Origin of the sequence: Acinetobacter courvalinii, assembly GCF_014635545.1 — a bacterium.
GTDB classification, from domain to species: Bacteria; Pseudomonadota; Gammaproteobacteria; order Pseudomonadales; family Moraxellaceae; genus Acinetobacter; species Acinetobacter courvalinii.
Genome location: NZ_BMDA01000001.1, coordinates 1,302,961 through 1,327,691, shown reverse-complemented (window position 1 = coordinate 1,327,691; position 24,731 = coordinate 1,302,961). Strand labels below are relative to the sequence as shown.

19 protein-coding genes are annotated in these 24,731 nt (G+C 43.8%); 10 read left to right on the top strand and 9 right to left on the bottom strand.

Translation table 11 applies throughout. The features are described 5' to 3' along the window. Positions 1-25: 25 nt before the first annotated feature. From paaK to IEV39_RS05920, 3 genes are all read left to right on the top strand, one after another. The gene (gene paaK, locus IEV39_RS05930; RefSeq protein ID WP_005285640.1) at positions 26-1,315 is read left to right on the top strand and encodes a phenylacetate--CoA ligase PaaK; all 1,290 of its coding nucleotides are present in this window, start codon (positions 26-28) and stop codon (positions 1,313-1,315) included. Between the two features lie 62 nt (positions 1,316-1,377). Beyond that, positions 1,378-2,343 (top strand): PaaX family transcriptional regulator, encoded by a 966-nt coding sequence (locus tag IEV39_RS05925; protein ID WP_005285641.1) that lies wholly within the window; start codon positions 1,378-1,380, stop codon positions 2,341-2,343. Further along, a complete protein-coding gene (locus IEV39_RS05920; protein WP_005285643.1) occupies positions 2,324-2,923 on the top strand; it encodes a hypothetical protein in 600 nt (199 codons plus the stop codon). The genes IEV39_RS05925 and IEV39_RS05920 overlap by 20 nt, the downstream gene beginning before the upstream one ends. A gap of 202 nt (positions 2,924-3,125) precedes the next feature. On the opposite strand, the gene IEV39_RS05915 is transcribed toward IEV39_RS05920, so the two are convergent. The 6 genes from IEV39_RS05915 to pobR all read right to left on the bottom strand — a co-directional run bounded on the left by IEV39_RS05915 (position 3,126) and on the right by pobR (position 9,519). Next, positions 3,126-4,457 carry an APC family permease gene (locus tag IEV39_RS05915; RefSeq protein WP_005285646.1) on the bottom strand — a complete coding sequence of 444 codons (1,332 nt, stop codon included), beginning with the start codon at positions 4,455-4,457 and terminating at the stop codon, positions 3,126-3,128. 151 nt (positions 4,458-4,608) lie between these two features. Further along, complete coding sequence (locus IEV39_RS05910) at positions 4,609-5,316, bottom strand: cache domain-containing protein (protein WP_005285648.1); 708 nt, start codon at positions 5,314-5,316, stop codon at positions 4,609-4,611. Positions 5,317-5,385: 69 nt separating this feature from the next. Then, entirely contained in the window at positions 5,386-6,105 is a 720-nt protein-coding gene (locus tag IEV39_RS05905; RefSeq protein ID WP_005285650.1) for a FadR/GntR family transcriptional regulator, read from the bottom strand. A 56-nt stretch (positions 6,106-6,161) separates the two neighbouring features. Beyond that, positions 6,162-6,932: a nuclear transport factor 2 family protein gene (locus IEV39_RS05900; protein ID WP_005285652.1), complete on the bottom strand. Its 771-nt coding sequence runs from the start codon at positions 6,930-6,932 to the stop codon at positions 6,162-6,164. 27 nt (positions 6,933-6,959) lie between these two features. Beyond that, positions 6,960-8,390 carry a gamma-aminobutyraldehyde dehydrogenase gene (locus tag IEV39_RS05895; RefSeq protein ID WP_005285653.1) on the bottom strand — a complete coding sequence of 477 codons (1,431 nt, stop codon included), beginning with the start codon at positions 8,388-8,390 and terminating at the stop codon, positions 6,960-6,962. Positions 8,391-8,703: 313 nt separating this feature from the next. Beyond that, complete coding sequence (pobR, locus tag IEV39_RS05890; RefSeq protein ID WP_005285654.1) at positions 8,704-9,519, bottom strand: IclR family transcriptional regulator PobR; 816 nt, start codon at positions 9,517-9,519, stop codon at positions 8,704-8,706. A 143-nt stretch (positions 9,520-9,662) separates the two neighbouring features. On the opposite strand from pobR, the gene pobA reads away from it, so the two are divergent. Beyond that, positions 9,663-10,871 (top strand): 4-hydroxybenzoate 3-monooxygenase, encoded by a 1,209-nt coding sequence (pobA, locus tag IEV39_RS05885; RefSeq protein ID WP_005285655.1) that lies wholly within the window; start codon positions 9,663-9,665, stop codon positions 10,869-10,871. Positions 10,872-10,957: 86 nt separating this feature from the next. On the opposite strand, the gene IEV39_RS05880 is transcribed toward pobA, so the two are convergent. Continuing rightward, positions 10,958-12,331 (bottom strand): ABC1 kinase family protein, encoded by a 1,374-nt coding sequence (locus IEV39_RS05880; protein ID WP_005285657.1) that lies wholly within the window; start codon positions 12,329-12,331, stop codon positions 10,958-10,960. A gap of 193 nt (positions 12,332-12,524) precedes the next feature. Further along, positions 12,525-12,830, bottom strand: coding sequence for a hypothetical protein (locus IEV39_RS05875; RefSeq protein ID WP_005285659.1), 306 nt, complete (start codon positions 12,828-12,830; stop codon positions 12,525-12,527). Between the two features lie 167 nt (positions 12,831-12,997). Here IEV39_RS05875 and ybaK point away from each other — a divergent pair, with 167 nt between their 5' ends. After that, entirely contained in the window at positions 12,998-13,465 is a 468-nt protein-coding gene (gene ybaK, locus IEV39_RS05870; RefSeq protein ID WP_005285661.1) for a Cys-tRNA(Pro) deacylase, read from the top strand. A gap of 92 nt (positions 13,466-13,557) precedes the next feature. On the opposite strand, the gene IEV39_RS05865 is transcribed toward ybaK, so the two are convergent. Then, the gene (locus IEV39_RS05865; protein ID WP_005285663.1) at positions 13,558-15,786 is read right to left on the bottom strand and encodes a TonB-dependent receptor; all 2,229 of its coding nucleotides are present in this window, start codon (positions 15,784-15,786) and stop codon (positions 13,558-13,560) included. A gap of 495 nt (positions 15,787-16,281) precedes the next feature. Between IEV39_RS05865 and IEV39_RS05860 the strand changes: the two genes are divergently transcribed. Genes IEV39_RS05860 through IEV39_RS05840 form a run of 5 tightly spaced genes read left to right on the top strand, consistent with a single transcriptional unit; the run spans position 16,282 to position 24,731 of the window. Continuing rightward, entirely contained in the window at positions 16,282-18,066 is a 1,785-nt protein-coding gene (locus IEV39_RS05860; RefSeq protein WP_005285666.1) for an IucA/IucC family protein, read from the top strand. Beyond that, on the top strand, positions 18,059-19,492 hold the full coding sequence (locus IEV39_RS05855) for a lysine N(6)-hydroxylase/L-ornithine N(5)-oxygenase family protein (protein WP_005285668.1): 1,434 nt from the start codon (positions 18,059-18,061) through the stop codon (positions 19,490-19,492). Before IEV39_RS05860 ends, IEV39_RS05855 begins: the two co-directional genes overlap by 8 nt. Before the next feature lie 22 nt (positions 19,493-19,514). Then, complete coding sequence (locus tag IEV39_RS05850; protein ID WP_005285670.1) at positions 19,515-20,954, top strand: MFS transporter; 1,440 nt, start codon at positions 19,515-19,517, stop codon at positions 20,952-20,954. A gap of 10 nt (positions 20,955-20,964) precedes the next feature. Beyond that, positions 20,965-22,806, top strand: a complete 1,842-nt coding sequence (locus IEV39_RS05845) for an IucA/IucC family protein (RefSeq protein ID WP_005285672.1) — start codon at positions 20,965-20,967, stop codon at positions 22,804-22,806. An 8-nt stretch (positions 22,807-22,814) separates the two neighbouring features. Then, positions 22,815-24,731: an IucA/IucC family protein gene (locus IEV39_RS05840; RefSeq protein WP_005285674.1), complete on the top strand. Its 1,917-nt coding sequence runs from the start codon at positions 22,815-22,817 to the stop codon at positions 24,729-24,731.

The following is a 24,731-nucleotide window of genomic DNA, read 5'->3' as shown; positions in this document are numbered from 1 at the left end:
ATATAACGAAACAGGAGAGACGGCAGTGGATAGCCTCATCACAGAAGACGTAGAAAAAATGACGCTTGCGGAGTTGCGAGCGCTTCAAACCCAACGGTTAAAACAGACATTGACTTATGTTTATGCCAATAGTCCGGTCTATAAGAAAAAGTTTGATGATGCTGGTGTGCATCCCGATGATTTCGTGACACTGGATGATCTGGCCAAGTTTCCATTTACCACCAAACAGGATTTACGTGACAACTATCCCTTTGGCATGTTTGCCGTTCCGCAAGAGCAGATTGTGCGTTTACACGCATCTTCAGGTACGACAGGAAAGCCAACCGTCGTGGGTTATACCCAAAAGGATATCAATACCTGGTCGGATATTGTGGCGCGTTGCTTGCGTATGGCGGGCTTGAGTGCCAAGGACATGATTCAGGTGGCGTATGGTTATGGCCTGTTTACCGGTGGTTTAGGTGCACATTATGGTGCTGAACGCTTGGGTGCCACCGTGATTCCGATGTCAGGCGGTCAGACTGAGAAACAGGTACAACTGATTCAGGACTTTAAGCCAACCGCAATCATGGTCACACCATCGTATTGTGTCAGTATTATTGAAAAACTTGAGCAGCAGTTAGGCAGTGCGCGTAATACCTCGTTAAAGGTGGGTATTTTTGGTGCAGAACCCTGGTCAAAAGAGTTGCGCCGTGAGATCGAAGAGCGCCTGAATATTAAGGCACTGGATATTTATGGCTTATCGGAGATTATGGGCCCGGGCGTCGCCATGCAATGTCTGGATGAAGGTGAAGGGCTGACCATCTGGGAAGATCATTTTTATCCTGAAATCATCAATCCTGAAACCGGTGACGTGTGTAAGGATGGCGAACTGGGTGAACTGGTATTTACCACGATTACCAAAGAAGGTTTACCGATTATCCGTTATCGTACCCGCGATTTAACCCGTTTGCTGGCAGGTCAGAATCTGGCGATGCGCCGTATGGATAAAATTGTAGGGCGCAGCGACGACATGCTGATTATTCGTGGCGTAAATGTATTCCCGACCCAGATTGAAGAACAGATTTTGCAAGTCCCAAGTCTGGTGCCGAACTATGAAATTCTGGTTGCCAAGCAAGGCCATATGGATACCTTGCATATTCGCACCGAGATGTGCCATAACTGCGACATGCAGGCGCAACAACTGGCTCAGCAACTGATGCAGCGGATTAAAACCATGATTGGTATTTCCGTGACAGTGGAAGTGGTGAATGAGCTGACTTTGCCGCGCTCGGAAGGGAAGGCAAAACGGGTCATTGATATGCGTCAGATTGCTTAACATTATGAACATTCAGGGTATAGTATCGTCTATATCCTGAATCTAAACGCCAAGATAAACCTATGAGTGTAAAGTTACAGCAAATTATTGATTCGATCATCCAGAACGAAACCTTAAGTGGTACGTCTCTGATTACAACCATTTTTGGGGATTCAATCCTGCATCGTGGCGGTAATATTAGTCTTGCCAGCTTGATCCAGTTGATGGAGCTGTTCAATTTTAATGATCGTGCTGTCAGGACTTCGGTTTTCCGTTTGGTCAAAAATGAATGGTTGGGTTCAGATAAAATTGGTAGAACCAGTTTTTACCGGATTACAGATGCCAGCCGTTTCAAATACTTACAGGCTGAGCAACGGATTTATAATGACCAGATGAAAGAATGGGATCATTGTTGGGATCTGATCCTGATGTCGAGTCTGGATACGGACAATAAGGCTTTTCTCAAGAAAGAACTGGAATGGCTGGGCTTTGCCAATATTTCGACCAACCTGATGGCGTACCCGGGTTCGAATCGACTGCAATTGCAAAAACTGCTGGTTGATCTCAACATGAGCGAGCAGGTGGTGGTGTTTAAGGCTGAGACCTTACAGCTGTTTAATAACTCGACTGACACCATAAGCCGTATGTTAGAGACCAACTGGCCGATTGATGAGCTGCGTCAACGTTACCTGCAATTTCTGGATATGTTTCGGGAGATTGGCGCAATCTTGATGCAAGAGGATGAACGTATTGAACCGATTCAAGCCTTCCAGATCCGGACCTTGCTGATTCATTATTATCGCCGGATTTTACTCAAAGATCCTGCTTTGCCGTTAGAGCTGTTATCGACAGACTGGCCTGCAGTCAAGGCACGAACTTTATCCATGAATATTTATAAAAAAGTCTTTGAAGCTGCAGATGAGTATTTCTTGTCGGTTGCGGCAACCTCGGAAGGGCCTATGCCCAATGCGACTGCACATTTTTGGCGGCGTTTTGGTGGCTTGAGCCAAAATAATGAGAGAGTGGCTGATGCCTTGTTACAGTATTGATGGGGTAATTCCTGTCGTTCATCCTGATGCATTTGTTCATCCGACCGCTGTTTTAATTGGTGATGTCATCATTGAAGCTGGTGTCTATATTGGTCCTTTTGCCTCATTACGTGCTGATTTTGGCCGGATCCATATCAAGCAAAATGCCAATGTCCAGGACAATTGTATTATTCATGGTTTTCCGCAAAGCGTCACCCTGATTGAAGAAATGGGACATATTGGTCATGCTACGACCTTGCATGGCTGCCGTATCGGCAAGAATGCCTTGATCGGCATGAACAGTGTGATACTGGACTATGCCGAGATTGGCGAAAACAGCATTATCGGTGCAAACAGTCTGGTGAAAACCAAGGATCATATTCCAGCCAATGTACTGGCCATGGGGAGCCCTGCAAAGGTTGCGCGTGATTTATCAGAACAGGAACGTGCATGGAAAATCAAAGGTACGCAAGAATATATTCAGCTGACACAGCGCTGTTTAGACAGCATGGCCGAGGTTATGCCCTTAACAGCCGATTCATCTGAACGTAAAACCTATCAGGATTTTCAGTCGGAGCATCAGATTAAACCCGGTACCTAAGTCATTAGCTTGAGTTTAATGTATTCAGATGTTTTTATCTTAGAGATCAGCCAATGGAGAATTCTCCAGATTAGCTTCATGAGGGTCCATAAATTGTATGCAAATATAAATGGTATTTCAGTAAAAAGTTACCGAGTCTCTCAGTAACTTTTTAACTTCTTCGTCATATTGAATAGGTCATTTTAAGATCTAAAGTTGATATTCAATATGCATTGCTTAAGCGAATCTTTTGTTTTCTGAGAACTTTGTAAATAAACAGAAAAACACCCATCGCTAACCAGAAACTGCCAAATTTTAAGGCGGATGAATCAAGGTTAATCCACAGACAGGCAAGGCTAATGACCGAGAGTAGTGGTAGGAAAAGATTGAAAAATTTATTTCTAAATCCTGAACGCTGTCTTTCTTTAATGTAAAACCTGACAAAGACTGACAAATTAACAGCGGTAAAGGCAACCAGAGCACCAAAGCTGATCAGGCTGATCACTTGAGCCAGGTTCAAAAACATGGCACTTAAAGAAATAAATCCAACAAATAACACCGAGAAAAATGGAGTGCCAAGTGAGCCATGCAGCGTGCCAAAATACTTTTTAGGGAAAATATTATCTTTACCCATGATGTAGAGTAAGCGAGAGGCGCTGGCATGTGAGGCAAGACCAGAAGCCAGCGTATTCATAATCTGTCCGCACAGGAAAATTGACTGAAATAGTGCACCGCCGACATAAAGGACGATTTCTGGCAATGCTTCTGACGGATGTTGGAAACGTGCATTGGTAGGATAATACAGTTGAATGAACCAGGAAGCGCTAAAGAAGATCATGCCACCAAAAAGTGTGGTCAGGAGAACCGCATAAGGAATCGTCTTGGTGGGATTCTTGGTTTCATTTGATAGCGTGGTCACCGCATCAAAACCGAGAAAAGAAAAACACAGTACCGATGCGCCTGCAACCAGCGGCAATAACTCCTGTGGACCTGTCCATAAAGGATTTAAGGTCAGTACATATTCATAACCTTGCGTGCTTCCAATCCCTTGAATCACCAGATACACAAAAATGATCATCAGGATAATCGGTGCAAACACAAAAATCAGACTGAGGTTGGCGAGTAAACGAATCCTGAAGCAATTGACTAAGGTGACCAGACCAGCCGAGACCATGACCCAACACCAGTACGGGACACCAGGAATGAGGGCGGTTAAATAAAGGGCTGCCAGCAAGACATTGATTAAAGGCAATAATAAATAGTCGAGTAAGGTACACCAGCCGACAAATAAACCACTTTTCGGTCCTATGCTTTCCGCGGTGTAGGTATAGGCAGAACCTGCTTTTTCAGAGTGTTTGCTAAATCGTGCATAACTAAAAGCTGTCAGCAGCATGGTGGTCAATGCCAATAAATAAGCCAAGGGCACATGGCCATGAGTGATGCCTGACACAATGCCAAAGGTATCAAATACTGTCATCGGGGTCATATAAGCAATGCCGATCACAGTCACTTGCCATAATGAGAGTTTTTTAAATGAAGCAGATTGTTGTTCCATAATGTTGCAACCTGATCTATTGTTGTTTTCTATCCAGAAAAGCACATGTAATTTTTAGGCAAAAAAATCCCCTGGCTCGTTGTAGCAAGCCAAAAAATTAGAGATTTAGAGGAACGTGGGCGTTAAACCTTGAATTGAGGTTTGATTAACGCTAAATCATGACTAACTGGAGCGACTGACTCGGTAAGCTATTTAAAGACATATGAGTCAGGTTCTTGAGAAGTGTTCCAGTTCTGATGCTGATGTCATTTGAGGTGATGACGCGGGCAATATTATTGGTAATGGCGGCTTTTTGTTTGATATTTTTTAGTTTTGGAAGCAGCACTTTTTCCAGTGCAGAAACCAGTACATCAATTGCAATAACACCAACGAACTGATCCTGTATCATCACAGGATGAGCCATGGTAATGGTATAAGCGCCATTGCAGATATAGTCGACATAAGGCCCATAAGTACAGGGTTGTTTATTTTTCGCAGGTTGCTGGAACCATTCAAAAGTACGGAAATCCAGAAAACGTTGGGCATTCTGGTAGTTTTCAAGCTGTGCTTGCTGTAATTGATTTTCTTTTTTATACCACCATTCCAGTGTCCAGTATTCCTGCTCGGTGCTTGTTGCGGGACTATAGCTGGCAAAGCCCATACCTTGACTATACTGGCTTTGATGCAGGGCAAGCTTGATTTCCTGCTGCAGTTGTTTACGTTCAGTGGTAGACAGTTTGATGTCTTTAAGCTTTGCTGTTTTATCTTTGGCTAGAATTTGACTTGCTTTGTTGGCAAGACGTTCTGCCAGAGTAGAAGTCTCTTGAGTGACTTGCTCAAGCAGCGTTTGAAGCTCTTGTATTGGTGTCTGTTGGGTCATTCCGATAACTCCTAAAATTCCATATTTTTTGAGATCTATGCTTTTTAGATATCCCTTTTTTTATTGTTTTTAATTGATTGATAACTTGTATTGGAGCATTTGATCCGTTTGCATGGTGATGATTTTTCTCGCCTGGAGAACTGCTTCATCCTCATTTCCCTGAGTAAATGATGACAAAATTTTATGGTATTGATCTACAACTTTTTGGTGAAAGACATCATCTTGGTACAAAACAGCAATAAGTGGGGCCCATTCTGCCTGTATCGAAAGTTCCTGATTGGCCAGTCGCGCTGATTGGGCAAATGAGGTCAGGGTGAGCAGACAGCGTAAATCCAGTTGCGCTCGTATGTCTGCTTCGCTGGCCTGATGAAATTGTTCAACCATTTCCTTGATTTTAGCCAGCTCATCTTCGGTGGTTCTTTGTGAGGCCAGATAAGCACTATGACTTAAAATCGCACTATGAAATTCACCAAGATCAGCCAGATATTCACTGGAGGCCTGACGTAAAGGATGTAGGCTTAGACGTAAATCAGCAGGTAATTCACACACAAAACTTCCGCCATTTCGCCCACGTCGTGTATCAATTAAGCCTTTTACCCGCAAGGTCGTGAGCGCTTCACGTACCGTGATCGGCGAAACGCCCATTAAACGAGCTAGGTCAGCTTCATTCGGAAGCTGTTCCTGACTTTTGAGCAGTCCAGAGATAATCGCATTCTCCAAACGTTCAACCACCTGTTCAGAACGGGTCGATTGTGTGATTGGTGCAAAGATTATCGTATATGCTGACATAGCTAGTTCTCTAAAAGCGAAGCTGAATGACTTCGCTTAATGATACGGATCATGAATTAAAACACGCCAAAGCTGTGTATTGCCTTTTCATCTTCTGGAACAGCAGGAATTGCATCCCAAAGTTCCGCAATTTTGCCATTTTCGAGACGCCACAATTCAAAATAGGCATGTCGGTTTCCTGCAATACTACCTTCTGAATGAGTCAGCACAAACTGACCATCGGCAATGCTTCGGTGCGTTTTGGAGTATACCAAACCTTCACCTTGATTACGGATTTTGTTCAGGAAATCAATGACTGAATTTACCCCGTCACCAATATCAGGGCTATGTTGCAGGAAATGATCGCCGTCCGTATAGGTTCTGAATGCTTCATAGTCCCCATCAATCAAGGCCTTTTGAAAAAAATCTCGGATGATTTTACGGTTTGCTTCACGGTCGGCATGGTGATCCATCTGGGTTGGGCCATCCAGTTGGGTACGTCCGCTGATATTGGGCTGTGCTTCAGGCACCAAACCGTCCCAATGCTCAACGATCTTGCCATCTTTAACCCGATAGATGTCAAAACCGACCAAAGGTGTTTCATCTAGACCATGAAAGCGACCGTGAATTGCCACCAAATCACCGTCACCCAATACACGAATCGGTTCGTGGCGAATGTCTAGACAATCCTGAATCAGTTGACGAAGACCGGACAGGCCATCTGCAACCAATGGTGAATGCTCGATAAAGTCTTTAGAAAAATAACGATCTAAAGCACGAGGATCATGTAAATTAAACAAGACATGATGAGCCTGACTAACAAAGCGTTTGGCTTCCTGAATATCCATTCTATGCTCCTATCTGTAGCTTGTGTCTTAGTCATTTGAACTCATAACATGTTTGATACGCGTGTATTCTTCAAACCCATAACCTGACAAGTCTTTGCCATAGCCAGATTTCTTGAAACCACCGTGTGGCATTTCAGCAGTTAAAGGGATATGGGTATTGATCCAGACTGTACCAAAATCTAACTCGCGTGATAGACGGGTTGCGCGGGCATGGTTGGTGGTCCAGACACTTGATGCAAGGCCATAGTCAATATCATTGGCTTTATCAATGGCATCCGCTTCATCTTTAAATTTCTGCACCGTGATGACAGGGCCAAAGATTTCATTTTGAACGGCTTCATCTTGTTGCTGTAAACCGCTAATTACAGTGGCTTCGAAATAGAAACCTGGACGATCGGCATGTTTACCGCCAGTTTCTACTTTTGCGTGTCTAGGTAGTTTTTCAATAAATGACTGCACATTTTTAAGTTGATTGGCGTTATTTAATGGGCCATAAAGTGCATCTTGGTCATCAGGCTCACCAAAACGTGTATTTTTTGCTGCTTCGACCAGTTTTGCTAAAAATTCATCATGCACAGATTCTTCCACGATCACACGTGTCGCTGCGGTGCAGTCTTGACCCGCATTAAAGAAACCTGTCATGGCAATCATTTCTACTGCTTTATCAATATCTGCATCGGCAAATACGAGGACTGGTGCTTTCCCGCCCAGTTCAAGATGTGCTTTGGCTAAGTTGGCAGCGGCAGAAGCAGCAACTTGTAATCCAGCGCGTACCGAACCTGTAATTGAAACCAGAGCAGGGGTTTTGTGTGAAACCACTTTAGCGCCAACATTGGCTTGACCTAAGAGTACGTTGAATGCACCTTGCGGGAAAAATGGCGCTGCAATTTCTGCCAGAAGCAGGGTGCTTTCAGGTGTGGTGTCGCTTGGTTTCAACACCACAGTATTACCAGCCGCCAAAGCAGGCGCAATTTTCCAGACCGCCATCATTAATGGATAATTCCAAGGCGTTACCTGACCCACCACACCGACAGGTTCACGACGGATACTTGAGGTCAAGCCTTCTAAATATTCACCTGTTGCTGAACCATTGAGTAGACGAGCAGCACCTGCAAAAAAACGAATCTGATTTGCACAAATTGCCACTTCCTCAGAGGCAATCAAATGCTTGAGTTGTCCAGTATTGCGGCTTTGCGCTTCGATTAAACGTTCTGCATTTGCTTCCACCGCATCTGCTAAATCAAGTAAAGCCTTTTGACGAACAGCGGGCGTACTGCGACCCCAGATTTTAAAGGCCTGTTTTGCTGCTGCATAAGCAGCATCGACTTCTGCGTCAGTTGCATTGGGTGATGCAGCATAAACTTGACCTGTTACCGGACTGACCAGATCGAAATAATCCGTTCCTTTTGCTTCTACATATTCGCCGTTAATAAAATGTTTGAATTGAATTTTAGACATCTGTCGTTCCTTGTCTTTAGGTTTTAAAATATAACATATAAAACTATATGTATTATGTTTTAAAATTCCTGTCAATTTTTTTTATGCGTCAAATTTGAAAAAGGATTAAGATTTTAAAAACTGAGAATGCTAAGCCGCTGATATTTATTTAAATCTAGCTTGGTGATTTTTTTTACTAAAAATGGACGCTTTCCCATTTTGTTTAAAAAGGCTTGATTTGATGAGTGAGCAATATTTAGACAAGATTGATGACCACAATAAACTTGATTGGGTTTTTTGTGAGTAAACAAAGAAGGGGGTAAGGATTTGATTTTTATATTACATTGCGCAGCTCATTGGCAGTATTACGTAACAAAGGTAGAATTTGCTGAACCAGATAATCCTCTTGCACCCGATTGGTTTGTGACATGCAGTTAAGCGCCGCAATGGCTTGACCTTGGGCATTCAGTACCGGTACTGCAATCGCAATCACACCCAGCTCATGCTCTTCTTTTGATAAACAATAGTCCGACAATGAAATGCTTTTCAGCGCCTCTATAAACGTAGTTTCATCGATAATGGTGAAAGGCGTTAAGCGCTTTAAGCCATAGTTTTTGACCCAATCGCGCTGAGCCTGCTCAGACAATGCCGCCAACAACACCTTTCCTGTAGAGGTGGCATGTGCGGGTAGGCGGTTGCCTAGATGCATGCCATAAGGACTGACCCGCAGGTTGTCATGTTGGGGAAGATAGCTACGGGCAATCGGAACTACCTCATTATCATCCAAAACGACCAAAGAAAAAGTCAAAGAGGTCTGGGCACATAAAAGGTTGAGAAAAGACTGGGCAATTTTAGGCAGATGGGCAGAACTCAGATAAGAGCTGGAAAAACGTAATACCCGATGGGTCAACCAGAAATAATGCTCATCGGTATCTAAATAGCCTAAGTATTTTAAGGTTTTTAAATGTCTACGTGCGGCTGTGCGGCTAATACCTGTCCGTTCTGCGACCTGTGTGACATTCAAACGTTGGCGATCAATGCCAAAGGCTTCAAGTAAAGCCAGACCTTTGGCCAAACCCGCAATATAGTCTTCCTGACGAATACGTTCATGAGAACTCGGGTGCTCTAAAAAAGCATTGGTAGAGGACATCCTTCCTTTCCTTATTATTTTGCATGTTTTGTCCGCTAATCGGACAAGTTGAATGATAAACGGTTCTTTTTGATTTGCATACATCGTATCCCTCATTGAAAAGCAGTAGTTTAAAAGTCAGGACATATAACAAGGAAGATGTAATGGATATTTTAAAGACGCAAGTTGCAATTATCGGTTCTGGCCCAGCGGGTTTGTTACTGGGGCAATTGTTATATAAGGCTGGCATTGAACATATCATTGTTGAGCAACGTAGTGCTGAATATGTCGCTTCACGCATACGTGCTGGCATTTTAGAGCAGGTATCGGTTGACTTACTGAAACAGGCAGGCGTCGATCAACATTTAAAAGAGAAAGGCTTACCGCATTCAGGGATTGAGATCCTCACCAATGGGCAGAAACATCGTGTTGATTTGTCTGCACTGACAGGCGGTAAACAAGTCACGGTTTATGGACAGACCGAAGTCACCAAAGACCTGATGGCTGCGCGTGAAGCTGCACAGCTGACCTCGTTTTATGAAGCGCAAAATGTGCAGGTGCACGGTTTTTATGATGCGCCAGAAGTTCATTTTGACTATCAGGGCAAAGCCTTTCAAATCCAATGTGATTTTATAGCCGGTTGCGATGGCTATCATGGTATTTGTCGAGCCAGTGTGCCTGAGGACAAGATCAAAACTTTTGAAAAAGTTTATCCATTTGGCTGGTTAGGCGTATTAGCCGATGTACCGCCAGTAGCAGATGAGTTGATCTATGTACAGTCTGAACGTGGTTTCGCATTATGTAGTATGCGTTCAGAAACCCGTAGCCGTTATTATTTACAGGTACCATTGACGGATCATGTTGAAGACTGGTCAGATGAGCGATTCTGGGAAGAATTGAAATGTCGTCTAGATTCCGAAAGCCGTGAACATTTAGTCACTGGCGCATCTATCGAAAAAAGTATTGCGCCGTTACGTAGTTTTGTGACTGAGCCAATGCGTTTTGGGAATATGTTCTTAGCTGGAGATGCGGCGCATATTGTTCCACCAACAGGCGCGAAAGGTCTTAATCTGGCGGCTTCGGATATTGCTTATCTATCGAGTGCGTTGATTGAGTATTACACTGAGGGTTCGAGTCAGGGCATTGAGGAATATTCTGAGAAATGTTTACAACGCGTCTGGAAAGCTGAACGTTTTTCTTGGTGGATGACCCACTTGCTCCATCGTTTCGAAACAGAAAGCGAGTTTGACCATAAAATTAAACAGGCAGAATTAAGCTATATTTTAGGATCGACAGCAGGTAGAACGACTTTGGCAGAAAACTATGTTGGACTGCCATATGAAATTAAAAAAATGCCAGAAACCTGTGCTTAAAAGCATAACTTTCTGATCAATAGAGCTCAAAAAAGCCTGTGCATATGAATGGACAGGCTTTTTCTCATTTCACCGGAACTGATTAATTAAGCAAATTGACGAATCATTTTGCGGACATTGGTTTTTGCATCAATTACGGTCATAAAGGTGTAGGCACCAATGAATTTACGGCTAATAAACATAAATTCTTTTGGTGGAACCGAGAAATAACGGGAAGCCATCGATTGTCCAGCCTGTTGCATCACACGGCTATGGAGCTGGCTTTTTTTCCAGTCATAACGGTCTTGATCATCCATAATCCCCGCAGGCATATCTGGATTATTTTCTGGACAGCTAAAGGCTTCCGTTGCAATCAGGAACACATCTGCCATACCCGGTTTGATGCTTTCTGGCATACCATCAAAGAATTCATAACCTTTCATGGCTTTGACCATCGCGGTTTTGTCATGATCATAGCCCGCTTGGATCAGGTTACGTGCGACTGTCAGCAAGTTATTATCGAACTGACGAATTGCACCAAAGTCGAGTAAAACGATTTTATCGTTGACTTCACTGCCATCACCCAAACGAACCAGATAATTACCAAAGTTTGGATCGGTCTGCATTTCGCCCCATTCAAACAACTCACGCACTGCAATTTCTAAAGAAGCTTCGCCCAACTGATTGCGGCGTTCTTGCGGCAGAGAAAGCATTACTGGGCTATTCACAGGGACGCCACGTTCAAACGTCATACACAGTACTTTTTCAGCGCAGAACTCGTCCACAATTTGTGGAACGATATAACGCGGATCATCTTTCAAACGTTCAGCGAAACGACGCGTAGTCGCTGCTTCAATCGCATAATCCACTTCGCGATGCATCATGTCGCGAACTTCGTCAAACCATTGATCAAACTCACGGGTTTGCGGCACCATCCGAGTCAGTTTCAGCATATTCTTGAACAGATTCATGTCTGAGTCGATCGCTTCTGCCACACCCGGATACTGGATTTTAAGCACCAGTTCCTGACCATCTGATTTACGGGTCGCACGATGAACCTGAGCCAGTGAAGCGGTGCCAATTGGTTCATGATCGATAGTTAAATCGTCAAGTTTTGAACCTAACTGATCTTGCAAATGTGCTTTGATTGCAGGCCAGGCGAGGGCTACGGTCTGATTATTCAGGGTATTTAATGCTTGGGTAATTTCTTCAGGCAAGAAATGTTCACCATATAAGGCCATCATCTGGCCAATCTTGACGATTGAACCTTTAAGTTTGCCGATTTCAGAAACCAAATAATGAGCCTGTTCAGCCATGGCTTTTTTACGTTTCTTCTCTTTTTCTTCTTCACTGGAGAAAAGAGAAGTTGCACTTGCAGTTGCCCAACGTGTTCCAGCAAGTAAAGATGCTTTTGCGATAGATAAGCGACGATCCACCGAGGAGGTTTTTAGATTCTTAAGCTTATCGTTCTGATCTGACATGAAAGAAAAATCCTATGCTGAAATCGGAGGGTTGAAAGCCGAGATATGAATTGTAGCGGATATTACCGCTTTTGAACGTATTAAAACAGTTCAATCTCTTGAATTATCAGTCTAAATTTGTGAAATAGGGTAATTGTATACAAATAGCCTAAGCATATATCTTATTCCTATTTGGTATTCATATACATATGTCCTAAATTTTAAACTGAATTTTTAATGTTGCCCGTTTCATCAGTGTGGCTCGATGGGTATGAATATGTTTAACCAGCATTCGTTTAACCTGACTGTTGTGAAAACCGAGTGCATACGCCTTCACAATAATAATACTGGGCAGGGTAAAGAAAAAATACTTGGTGTCATCTGGCGTTGCTTCTTTAAACACACCTTCTTCTATCAGTAGATCCTGCAAGAACTGTTTTTCAGCTTGCACAGTAGAAGAAGATTCGTCATCCCAATAATTCTGGCGCATCGCCATCAAATTGTTATGTTTATAACTCATGAATTATTTGAGCCTGTTCATTGCATCTTTAGCCAATATATGAGGTTGTCTCAGGATTTATCAAGAAGAGATTTATATCCAAAATAGCCTAAGCAAATTTAAACTTTTATTTTTAAAGTGCTACACTTATCCTACTTTTATTCCGAAAGCAAAAATACTGAATAGATATGACACCCGCTTGTAAGTTACTGGAAAAAAATAAAATACCATTCTCAATTCATGAATATGAACATGATGTCAATGCAAAAAGTTTTGGACTGGAAGCCGCAGAAAAGTTGAATCTCAAGGTTGAAGAAGTATTTAAAACCTTAATGGTGACAGATGAAAAAAACTATTTCATCGCAATTTTACCGGTCCATCATCAGCTTAATCTGAAAAAAGTAGCAGCAGCAGTCGGTTGTAAGAAACTGCAAATGGCAAATCCAAAAGATGCTGAACGTTTAACTGGCTATCTGGTCGGCGGGATTAGTCCTTTGGGACAAAAGAAACGTCTTAAAACCGTGATCGATGCCACGGCGCAAAGTTTGGCTAAAATTTATGTCAGTGGGGGCAAAAGAGGACTGGATATTGGATTAAATCCTCAGGATCTGGCCCGATTACTGGGCGCTGAATTTGCTGATATATTGGATGTTTAAAAATAAGGCTATTCGCAATTTAATCCTTAAAGGGCTCATGCTTGAAACAACGATAGATATCAGCCGATATCTATCGTATTTGATGTTGGAAATTACCACTTGTGCATATAAGAGACTTTCGCGGTTACGCCACTCGCTAATAGGTGGCTGGTGTTGTTGCTATTGCGCATGAGCTGGCTATAAAGCGGATAGTATTCACGATTGAACATATTCTCGATACCAATCGTCATCGTATCCTGTTTATTGATGGCAAAACTGCTGATTAAATCCGCTGTGGTATAGGATTTGACATCATAGCGTCCAAAGCCATTGTTACCATTGAGACGGTAGTCTTCTGCACCAAAATACGTCGCCTGAATACGGTTGGTCCAGGTATCGGTCGGGCTATATGAAATATAGGCGGTCACTTTTAACGGCGGAATACGGAAACCTGTCATATCCTGTTCAGTATGACTATTTTGCGGGGTCTCACGTCCTTTCATCCAGGTCACACTCCCACCAGCACCCCAGACTTTAGCATCTTCAAGATAATCCAGCGTCGCTTCAACACCTGTCACTTTTTCCTTGGTTCGGATAATTTCCAGACCGTTATTAGGGGATTGCACACCGCCAAGATCGGAAGTTGAGTGGAATACGGCCAGACTGGAACTGAAATTGTTGAAATGGCCATTCCAGCCGAGTTCATAATTGTCCACTTTGACGGGTTCTAAGTAAGAAGAGCGCAAGTCGAAATCTTTTTTGGCATTTCGGATGACAATTCCCACATCAGGCAGCTGGAAGCCTTGATTAAATGAGGCGTAAATCGAATGTTCATCGTTTGCTGCAAAGGTAAGATTGGCATTGTAGAGCCATGCATCCGCCTTTACTTTTCCACCCTGAACAGTATAAGGAATGGATTCTTTTAACTGGGACAAGGGCACAAAGCTGTTAATTTTGGCAAAACTGTCTTCATAGCGTGTGCCAACTTCAGCCAACCATTGATCGTTAAAACGATGCTTCAATTGCACAAATCCACCCATGCTCTGGGTGGTGAGTTCAGGTAAATAAATCAGCTTTCCATTTTTGACGAATTCCAGCCCACCGGATTGGACATAGATGTCACGATCGAAAGTATCTAATGGCATTTCACTCTTTTCATGGCTAAAATCACCGCCCCAGACCAGTGAACTGTCACCCAGAAACTCAAGCGGCGTTGTAACGGTTAAGCGGCTACCCAGCACTTTATTGTTTTGGTAGACCTGATCGACCTGTCCTCCGCGGGTCGGTACTTCACGCGCATCAAAAGGTGCAAAGCGGGTGAAAAAGTCGCGGTAATAAATCTGGGCATCAAGTTTATGTCCAAATAAATCTTTATGGCTATAAGTCAGATTATAAATCTGGTTTTCATTTTTATTTTGTTGTTTTAATTTCAATCCCTTAATGGCTTTTGCCGAGACACTACCAGGCGGTAATTGGGCTACACTCGGATCGGAAGCATAGTCGGAATCCTGTTCGGCATTATAATAGTTTGCAGCCAGTTGTAGATACTGATTATCGTCCAAGTGATAGCCAAGTTTAGTGCCGATACTATAGGCATCAGCATCAAACAGATCGCCCTGACTAGGTTCGGGTGCAACCCGTTTTCCTCTTGCATCATAAGGGCTACCAATTCTTTGATAGCCAAAATCCAGTGCATAATCGAAGTCATTCAGACTGCCTGAAAAATATTGATGAATATCGCCACTGAAGGCATCGGAACGGATATTGGTGAGCGGACTCTGTAAGCCGATCACGGTTTTAGCAGCAGGTTCACCGCCAGCCGCTTTAGTAGTGATTGAAATGGTTCCACCCGCTGCGCCGCTGCCATAAATCGCATTACTGCCGCGTATGACTTCAATGCTACTGATACTTTGCGGATCAATCGCAGAAAGTCCTCTGGATGTGTCCCGCGTTAAATTCATCGGCACGCCATCGACCAGAATCAATGCATTACGTCCACGCAGGGTTTGTCCGAAATCGGTAATGGTGCGGCTTGAATCGGATAAGCCGGGGACTGCCTTGGCCAGCACAGTCGCGAGATTGCCTGATGAAGCATTTTTTAAAAGTTCAATTTGCTGTTCATCCAGTCGTGTGACTTGTTTGGCAGAAGAGGAGAGCTCATCGGAACGTGAGGCTTGCACGGTAATGGTCGGTAGTTGCTCTGGTTTTTCGCCAGAGAGAGTTGCTTCAGTGGAAGCCGCTGCAAAAGATGCATTGGAAAATAAAATGAATCCCCCGATCGATAGAAAGGGAATAATACGTTTCACGTCTGCGTTTTTATCTAAGCTTTTATAGCGCTTCATCATCGTTCCTGTGATCTCAGCCTGAGATTGTTTTTAAATTTTCGGCATTATAGTGGAGAGAATAGTGACCAGCGCAATAGGTGAAATCATCATTTTATTCTTTAACGTTGTTAGTGGGAGTTGTTGGATCTGCGGAACATAGTTTTTGATAATACAGGCACACAAATGCATTATTTTGGGATATATTTCTCTAATATGCTGTAATTTAAGAAATTTTAAAATCACAAAAAACTATCAATATTGAGTGAATCATCATTTTATTAAATGAAAACGATTATTATCTTTTTGTATCTGATTTCACTTGAGAATAATAAAAAGCAAATCATTTCAATGCATTGAATTGTTTTATAGCAGCAAAATATAGAATTGAAAATATAAATGATAATAATTATCATTAGCTACATCTTAAACGGACCTAAGTTCCGTTCAGGATATGTTTATGGCCTAAAACATTTCGAAAAATAAATCAGATCTCTGGATAGAGGAAACAATCGGATGCAATCACTTGCCAATCGGTTGGCGATACAACATTTCGTCAACGCCTACACGCAAGAAACAGGCAAAGGTCACTTGCTTAATAAAAATCAGCAGAGTCCACAACAGCAAGCGTTTAGCCAAGGTTTGACGCTGTTAACCATTCCGATCCACTCCATTCAAGCACAATGCTATTTCCCGTTGGCCTATGTCAGTCGAGTCGGGCGACATCGCTTAGCCGATTTTCCGCAAATTATTGTTCATGGACAAAGTAGAACCTTTAGTCCCGTTGCTATTGTTGGCCTGTTACTGGAAGAACTGGTTTTTGAGTCCGAGCTTGCACTAGATGCCGCTTCTCTAGTGGAAAAATGGATTCAGAGCCGCGATGCTTTACAGCAGTTTTTAGTCCAGCGTGAACATGACTTCGATGATCTGGTCAAGGCAGGTCAGAATTTCATTGAATCTGAACAGGCTTTAGTCCTTGGGCACAGCATGCATCCTGCACCAAAGAGCCGGACGGGTTTTGTACATGAGGACTGGTACAAGTTTTCTCCGGAAAATAAGGGACAAACTCAACTGCATTACTGGTTTGTGCATCAGGATTATATTGCTGAAGGTAGCGCGACTGATGAAGCCATTTCAGCCCAGCTTAAAAGTGCGTTGCAATGGTATTTGTCTGAACAGGATCTTAAGCTGCTCAACACTCATACCGAATATAAATTACTGCCTTTACATCCTTGGCAGGCACGTTATCTGCAAAGCAAGCCGTGGTTTGAGCGTTTGAAACAAACTGGACAGCTGATTGATCTGGGTTTACGTGGCTGGCAATTTGCACCGACAACTTCAATTCGCACGCTGGCAAGTTTTAATGCGCCGTGGATGGTGAAACCGTCACTGTCGGTGATGATTACCAATTCAATCCGTGTCAATCTGGCAAAAGAATGTCACCGTGGTGAACTGACCCATCGTTTATGGCACAGTGAGTTTGGCCAGAATATCTTAAAAAACTGCCCAACTCTGAAAGCGGTCAATGATCCTGCATGGATGGCTTTGCAAATTGATGGTGAAGTGGTCAATGAAAGTATCTGTATTTTCCGTGATCAGCCTTTTGGTCCGCAACAGCAAGTCACCTGTATTGCCTCATTGTGTCAGGACCATCCGGGCAAGGCTTTAAATCGTTTTAATGCGCTTTTCGCAAACATTGCCAAAGCACATCCTGAAATGGATCTTTCCGAGATTGCACTGGACTGGTTTAACCGCTTCCTTGAGGTGAGTTTGCAGCCGTTGATGTATCTCTATCACCGTTATGGAATGGCATTCGAATCGCATCAGCAAAATGTACTGCTGGAAATGGAGAATCATTTTCCCAAGACCCTGTGGTTACGTGACAATCAGGGCTTTTACTATATTGAAGAATTTGCTACTGAAATTTTAAAGGCCTTACCTGAGCTAAAAGAAAAAGCATTTGCAGTGGGGCCGAAAGATTTCGTTGATGAGCGTTTCAGCTATTATTTCTTTGGCAATACCTTATTCGGTATTATTAACGCGATTGGTGCAACGGGCCATATGAGCGAAGATGTGCTGCTTGAGCATTTGAAGGTGTTCTTGCAGGATTTATTGCAGCAGTATCCTGACAGCACCTTGTTACAAGGCTTATTGTTTAATGAAACCTTGCCATATAAAGGTAATTTGCTGACACGCTTGCATGAGCTGGATGAATTGATCGCGCCTGTTGAGCATCAATCTGTGTATGTGCAATTGCAAAATCCGCTGTTTATTGAGCAGAAGGATGTGAGCTATGCTTGATTTTATCGGCATTGGCTTGGGGCCTTTTAATTTAAGTCTGGCCAGTTTGCTGCAAAACAAAAGTGACCTTCAATATCATTTTTTTGAGCAAAAGGATGGCTTTGACTGGCACGCGGGTATGCAGCTACCCAATGCTTTACTGCAAGTGCCGTTTATGGCGGATCTGGTCAGTCTGGTTGAACCGACCAGCCCTTATAGTTTTCTCAACTACTTAAAACATCAGCAGCGCTTATATAAGTTTTACTTCCGTGAAAATTTATATATTCCACGTCAGGAATATAACCACTATTGTCAGTGGGTGGTGCAGCAGCTCGAGCATATCCGCTTCAACAGCCGTGTTCTGGATGTGCAACCGATCAAGGGCGGTTTTGAGGTCGAAGTTCTGGCGAATAGTGAACAGCAGCGCTATCAGGCACGTCAATTGGTCTTGGGGATTGGTACAGTTCCGCATTTACCTGAAAGTTTGCAGCAGGCCTATCCAAAAACAAAGCAATGCTTACATTCGGCTGAGTATTTAAAGCACTGCCCAGCGCAGCTAAAAGGCAATGTGGTATTGATTGGTTCAGGCCAGTCCGCTGCGGAAATTTTTATTGATCTGTTTGATCGTCAATATGCGCAAGGGAAAACAACGCCTGATTTCCATTTGCATTGGCTGACACGCTCTGCGGGTTTTTTCCCAATGGAGAATACGCCATTAGGACTAGAACATTTTAGTCCTGACTATATGCAGTATTTCTATCATTTACCTGCAGGATTAAAGGCTACATTACCTGCGCAACAAGCCAATCTGTATAAAGGCATCAGCAGTAAAACCATACGTGATATTTACGAACGACTGTATCACCGGAGTATCGGTGGTCAGCAGACTGATGTGACCTTGGCTGGACATCACCAGTTACAACATGCTGAAGTGCTGGAAAACCAGAAAATCCGTTTACGTTTCGAGCACCAGCAGCAAGGCGAGCATTATGTACTGGATGCAGATAGTGTCATCGCGGCCACAGGTTATCGTTATCCTAAACCTGCTTTCCTGGACAACTTGCAAAACTTGATTCGCCTGGATCAAAACGAGCGTTGGCAAGTCAGTGCCGATTTTGAGGTGGACTATCAGGGCGATGGACGGATTTTCTTACAAAATATGGAAGTTTTCCATCATGGTGTCGGGACGCCAGATCTGGGTTTGGGCGCGCACCGGGCCGCTACCATTGCCAATCAGTTATTAGGCAAAGAGCTGTTTAAGCTGGATCAGGCCCAGTCTTATCAGCAATTTGGTGTAGCACCTGCTGCACAGTCAGATCAACCTGCGCGAAATCCTGTGCAACTGGCCGATTCAGGATTAACCCGTGTTATGCATAAATCCGGTCAGCTTCGGCATACTTCTCCCGCTTTTTATGCACAAGTAAAGTTGTCAGAGCACATTGACTAAGGTCAACAGAGGAATCGCACATATGGAACGGTCTTCTGTACCCATCAATCAGGCAGCACACGTGGGCTTGCAGCGTTATGTTTTACTCACGGTCATGTTAGGTACCGGTACCGTCAGTTTAAACAACAGTAGTTTTAATCCAGCCATACCTCAACTGATGCAGTATTTCCAGATTGGTGAAGTCTGGGCAAGTTGGGTGGTGGTCGCGTTTTTACTGGCGATGAGTATCAGCTTGCCATTGGCGGGGTATTTCAGCCAGCGTTTTGGTAAAAGGAAAACTTATCTAACGGCATTGTTTTGTTTTGCCTTGGCATCAACATTCGGTGGCTTATTCAACCAGTTTGAGTCGGTCCTGATTGCAAGAGCGCTGCAAGGCTTTTGTAGTGGCCTGATGATTCCATTGTCACTCGGTCTGATTTTTTCAGTCACGCCAAGCCAACAACGGGGTGGGACCACAGGTTTGTGGGGCGCCATGATCATGCTGACTTTGGCGATTGGGCCGATGTTAGGCGCACTGGTTCTGGTCTGGCTCGACTGGCAGGCTTTGTTCTTTATTAACCTGCCTGTTGCCTGTATCGCATTATGGTTGGGATATCTGTACCTGCCTAAAGAACAAGGCGATATCAACCAGTCTTTTGACTGGATCGGTTTTGGTTGCCTCAGTCTGAGCATTATTTTGTTATTAGGTACTTTGAGTCAGATTCATCGACTTGAAGATATCGCACAGCCGTTCTATTGGTTATTACTTGCATTGAGCGTTTTAACATTCTGGCTATTCGCCAGAAGGCAGAAAAATCAGACCAGTCCATTGATTGAGCCGGCATTATTTGCGGCAACAGGTTTTCGATTCAGTTTGATGATCTGTGTGGCGCAAACGGTGGGCCTGTTTATTGGCATGTTACTGGTGCCGTTGTGGATTCAGCAGAGCTTGCAACTTAGCCCACTCTGGACAGGGTTTGCCTTGATGAGCAGTGCCTTGGTCACCGGTTTATGCAGCCAGCCTGCTGGTAAATATCTCGATCGTTACGGCGCTGCAAAAATTATGAGCTTGGGCTTGCTCATTACCGCATTGGCTTTTGCCTTGCTGGCATGGGCACCGGTTAAAAATGTCTGGTTCATTATCTTCTGCATGATGTTGCATGGTCTGGGCATGGGACTGTCCTATATGCCATCGACCACGGCAGGGCTCAACAGCTTACGTCAGCAACAACAGCATCTGGTTACTCAGGCGGCGGCCTTAAACAATCTGTTTCGTCGGATCTTTGCCGCAGTTGCCGTGGTACTGGCTGCCTTGTATCTGCAATTACATCAGGATCTTTTGCAAACCAGTCCTCATACCGCACTGGATTCATTTAAGGGCATTCAGGACATCTTTATTTTTTGTACGGTCCTGATCCTGTGCGCTTTGCCCTATGCATGGCGCTTTCCAGATCAACACAAAATGAATGAATTCAATAATTAGGAAGACAAATATGGGACAATTACATCCAGTTTTATCAAATACACATATGCTTCAAAATACCTTTCAAGCCTGGCAACAGCCACAACCGGAGCAGGCGAAAGAGGTTGAACAACGTGTGATCAAGCAACTGTTACAAGCTTTGATTTTTGAAGAAATTATTTGCGCTGAGCATGATGGTGACAATTTTGTGATTCAGGTACAGGATCGCCAACAGCAAGCGGTTCAGTATATTGCCAAAGGGCAACGTCAATACAGCTATAAGCTGGTGCGACTGGCACGTGATCAGGAGGTACTTCGTCAGGATGCTCAGGGCAATACACAGCCAGCACGTCTAAATCAGGTCATTGATGAGATCCTGCGCTCGATTGCCGATGCTGCCAAAGTCGAAGATTTTATTTTTGAATTAAAGCGTACCTATATTCATGACCTGCAATCACAAGTCTGTTTTGAAAACTACAGCTTGCCTGCAATTCAGTATCCATACGATATTCTGGAATCTTATTTGATGGATGGGCATCCCTATCATCCATGTTACAAATCACGTGTCGGTTTTAGTCTGCAAGACAATGTCCGTTATGGGGTGGAGTTTGCCCAGCCGATGGCATTGGTCTGGTTAGCCGTACACCAGAAGCTGGTTGCGCAAAACCATTCCAGTCACCTTGAAACAGAGGCATTTTTTAAAGAACAATTGAATGAATCGGACTTTATCCTGTTTCAGCAACAGCTGAATGAGCGAACTCAAAATGCCACTGAATATGTCTGGATTCCGGTCCATCCTTGGCAATGGGAAAATCATCTGATCTCGATTTTTGCAGAAGAAATTGCCGATCAGGACATCATTTATTTAGGGCATAGCCATGATCGTTATCTGGCCCAGCAGTCATTGCGAACCGTCACCAATTTACAGCACCCAGAAAAACCATACATCAAGCTTTCCATGAGCTTGACCAATACCTCAAGTTCACGGGTATTGGCAAAACATACCGTGATGAACGGGCCCATCATTACCGACTGGCTGCAACGTCTGATTGATCACAGTGAAACGGCGCAGCAACTGGATTTTGCGGTATTGCGTGAGGTTTACGGTCTGAGTGTAGATTTTACCCGTTTACCGGCTTCGCATGCCCAACAGGCCTATGGCACCATGGGTTGTTTATGGCGTGAAAGCGTGCATCAATATCTACGTGAAGGCGAAGATGCAATTCCACTGAATGGGGTGAGCCATATTCAAAAAGATGGTCAGGCTCTGATTGCACCGTGGTTACAGCACTACGGAGTTGAGCAATGGACACGTCAATTGTTGAAAGTGGTCATTACGCCATTGATCCATTTGCTATTTGCCGAAGGGATTGCGACAGAGTCGCATGGGCAAAATATTATTCTGGTGCATCAACAAGGTTGGCCAACCCGGGTATTGCTCAAGGATTTCCACGATGGTGTACGCTACAGTCCAGCACATCTGGCTCATCCGGAACTGGCACCTGAACTGGACCAGTTACCGCCTGAACATGCTAAAACCAATAGCATGTCCTTTATCTTGACGGATGATCTGGATGGAATTCGTGACTTTAGTTGCGCCTGCCTGTTCTTTGTGGCCTTGACCGATATCGCAATTTTCCTTAATCAGACCTACACCGTTACTGAACAGGATTTCTGGCAATGGGCTGCCGAAGTCATTCAGGACTATCAGCAACAACATCCTGAACATCATCAACGCTATCAAATCTTTGATGTCTTTGCCGAAAAGCTACGGATTGAGTCATTAACCAAACGCCGTTTATTTGGTGATGGTCGCATGCAGATCAAGTTTGTGGATAACCCGTTGGCGCCGTTTAAAGCGCAGGGCAAGTGAGGTTATTGATGAATGCACTTCAACCTGTCTATCAATTGACTGACAGAACCATTTTACAAGACTTTGTAAATGCCTTACTGGTGGAAGCCCTGATTCCTGAACAGTATATTGTGGATGATTCAACCGCACAGTCCAAACTGGATGTATTCGATTTTGACTTAAAACAGCAGTTTAATCATAGGCCTGAGCAGCAGTACGTGGTGCTGTTGCCTGAGCAAACATCACACTACTGTGTTGTTTTTGCTGTACAGTCAGGCATTACCCAAGCGTGGTCTTTTGCGGCCGAGTCGGACATTTTACGAATTACAGCAGGCAATCAGCATATGCAAGTTCACCCGATTGAATTATTTGAGCTGTTTGAATGTCTGCAACAGATTGGGTTATTTCAACACTGTCAGGCCGACAAGCTTCAAATCTTTTCAGAGCAAATCCAGAAATGTTTAACGCAATATCGTTTGCTGCAACAGCATCAAGTCGATGCTCATGATCTGATTCATCAAAGCCCCGCGCAGGTGTTTCGTGTTTTAGAGCAATATGCGGGCTATCGGGATCGGCCTTATCATGCTTTATCCAAGTTAAAGGAAGGGCTGAGCCAGCAAGAGTATCTGCAATATTGTCCTGAATTTGCACAGGAACTGATTATTCACTGGGTAGCGGTGCATAAAGACAAAATGATGTTTGGTGCGGGTGTCGAGGATATTTTTACCCAGCAGCCGAGCCAGATTTTCATTAACCGTGCCGAGCGCTATCAACTGAAACAGGAAATGTTCCAGCGCGGATTGAGTGAAACGCATATCGCCATGCCTGTGCATCCGTGGCAGTTCCAGCATTTATTTCAGCAATTCTTTGCTGAAGATATTGCGTCAGGCATCTGTCAGCCTTTGAATTTTGTCTCAACAGGCATGTATGCCAGCGCTTCGATGCGTAGTCTTTTGTCTGAGGATATTCCACAGCAAAGCCTGAAACTGCCGATTGGCATTAAGGCGCTGGGTTCATTGCGTTTTCTGCCGATTGTAAAAATGATTAATGGTGAAAAAAACCAGAAATTATTGCAGCAGGCACAGCAAAAAGATCCCGTTTTGCAGCAAAAATTATGGCTGTGTGAGGAGACGCAATGGTGGTCTTATTTGCCGGAAAAACAAGATGATCGAAGTGCGGACAATGAATGGCTATTTGTAGAAAAGCCGACTCATCTGGCTGCTCAACGCCGTCATATTCCAATTGAACTGCTGCAACAGCCTTATCAACTGATTCCGATGGCCAGTCTAGGACACATTATTCCAGGGCAACCTGCCGTGTTTGATTATATTTTACAGCTGCAGCAGCTGGAAAATCATCAGGAACATGTGCTTGAGCAATTTGCCCAATTATGTGCCTGCTTCTTTGAGGTGAATTTACGTCTGTTCCGTCTCGGCTTGATGGGTGAAATTCATGGTCAGAACCTGTGTCTGGTGCTTAAACATGGTCAATTTGAAGGCCTGATGTTCAGGGATCACGATTCATTGCGTATTTACCTACCGTGGCTGCTACAAAATGGTCTGGATGATCCAGATTATTTAAGCCCGCATGATTTTAGAAATACGCTTTATCATGACTCGGTTGAAGCCTTGCTGTTTTATATCCAGACGCTGGGGATTCAGATCAATTTAGGTTGCATAGTCGAGGCGTTAGCAAAATATTATCAGATTGCAGCAGATCAACTCTGGCTTGTCTTAGCTGAACAATTACAGCAGGTGCTAAACAGTCTGGATATTGAACCTGAGATTCTCAGTCAGTTACAGGCCTTACTGGTTGAGTCACCAAACTGGCCTTATAAACAGCTGATCCGGCCTTTGCTTGAGCAGGATACCCGTATTGGCAGTATGCCGTCAGGAATCGGGGAGACCCGAAACCCGCTTTGGCATGTTTTAGCTCAATCTGCATAA

Bases quoted from the DNA above. Each gene is read 5' to 3' on its own strand.
- IEV39_RS05925 (WP_005285641.1), top strand. From the start codon at position 1,378: ATGAGTGTAAAGTTACAGCAAATTATTGATTCGATCATCCAGAACGAA.
- IEV39_RS05920 (WP_005285643.1), top strand. From the start codon at position 2,324: ATGCCTTGTTACAGTATTGATGGGGTAATTCCTGTCGTTCATCCTGAT.
- IEV39_RS05915 (WP_005285646.1), bottom strand. From the start codon at position 4,457: ATGGAACAACAATCTGCTTCATTTAAAAAACTCTCATTATGGCAAGTG.
- IEV39_RS05910 (WP_005285648.1), bottom strand. From the start codon at position 5,316: ATGACCCAACAGACACCAATACAAGAGCTTCAAACGCTGCTTGAGCAA.
- IEV39_RS05905 (WP_005285650.1), bottom strand. From the start codon at position 6,105: ATGTCAGCATATACGATAATCTTTGCACCAATCACACAATCGACCCGT.
- IEV39_RS05900 (WP_005285652.1), bottom strand. From the start codon at position 6,932: ATGGATATTCAGGAAGCCAAACGCTTTGTTAGTCAGGCTCATCATGTC.
- IEV39_RS05895 (WP_005285653.1), bottom strand. From the start codon at position 8,390: ATGTCTAAAATTCAATTCAAACATTTTATTAACGGCGAATATGTAGAA.
- pobR (WP_005285654.1), bottom strand. From the start codon at position 9,519: ATGTCCTCTACCAATGCTTTTTTAGAGCACCCGAGTTCTCATGAACGT.
- pobA (WP_005285655.1), top strand. From the start codon at position 9,663: ATGGATATTTTAAAGACGCAAGTTGCAATTATCGGTTCTGGCCCAGCG.
- IEV39_RS05880 (WP_005285657.1), bottom strand. From the start codon at position 12,331: ATGTCAGATCAGAACGATAAGCTTAAGAATCTAAAAACCTCCTCGGTG.
- IEV39_RS05875 (WP_005285659.1), bottom strand. From the start codon at position 12,830: ATGAGTTATAAACATAACAATTTGATGGCGATGCGCCAGAATTATTGG.
- ybaK (WP_005285661.1), top strand. From the start codon at position 12,998: ATGACACCCGCTTGTAAGTTACTGGAAAAAAATAAAATACCATTCTCA.
- IEV39_RS05865 (WP_005285663.1), bottom strand. From the start codon at position 15,786: ATGAAGCGCTATAAAAGCTTAGATAAAAACGCAGACGTGAAACGTATT.
- IEV39_RS05860 (WP_005285666.1), top strand. From the start codon at position 16,282: ATGCAATCACTTGCCAATCGGTTGGCGATACAACATTTCGTCAACGCC.
- IEV39_RS05855 (WP_005285668.1), top strand. From the start codon at position 18,059: ATGCTTGATTTTATCGGCATTGGCTTGGGGCCTTTTAATTTAAGTCTG.
- IEV39_RS05850 (WP_005285670.1), top strand. From the start codon at position 19,515: ATGGAACGGTCTTCTGTACCCATCAATCAGGCAGCACACGTGGGCTTG.
- IEV39_RS05845 (WP_005285672.1), top strand. From the start codon at position 20,965: ATGGGACAATTACATCCAGTTTTATCAAATACACATATGCTTCAAAAT.
- IEV39_RS05840 (WP_005285674.1), top strand. From the start codon at position 22,815: ATGAATGCACTTCAACCTGTCTATCAATTGACTGACAGAACCATTTTA.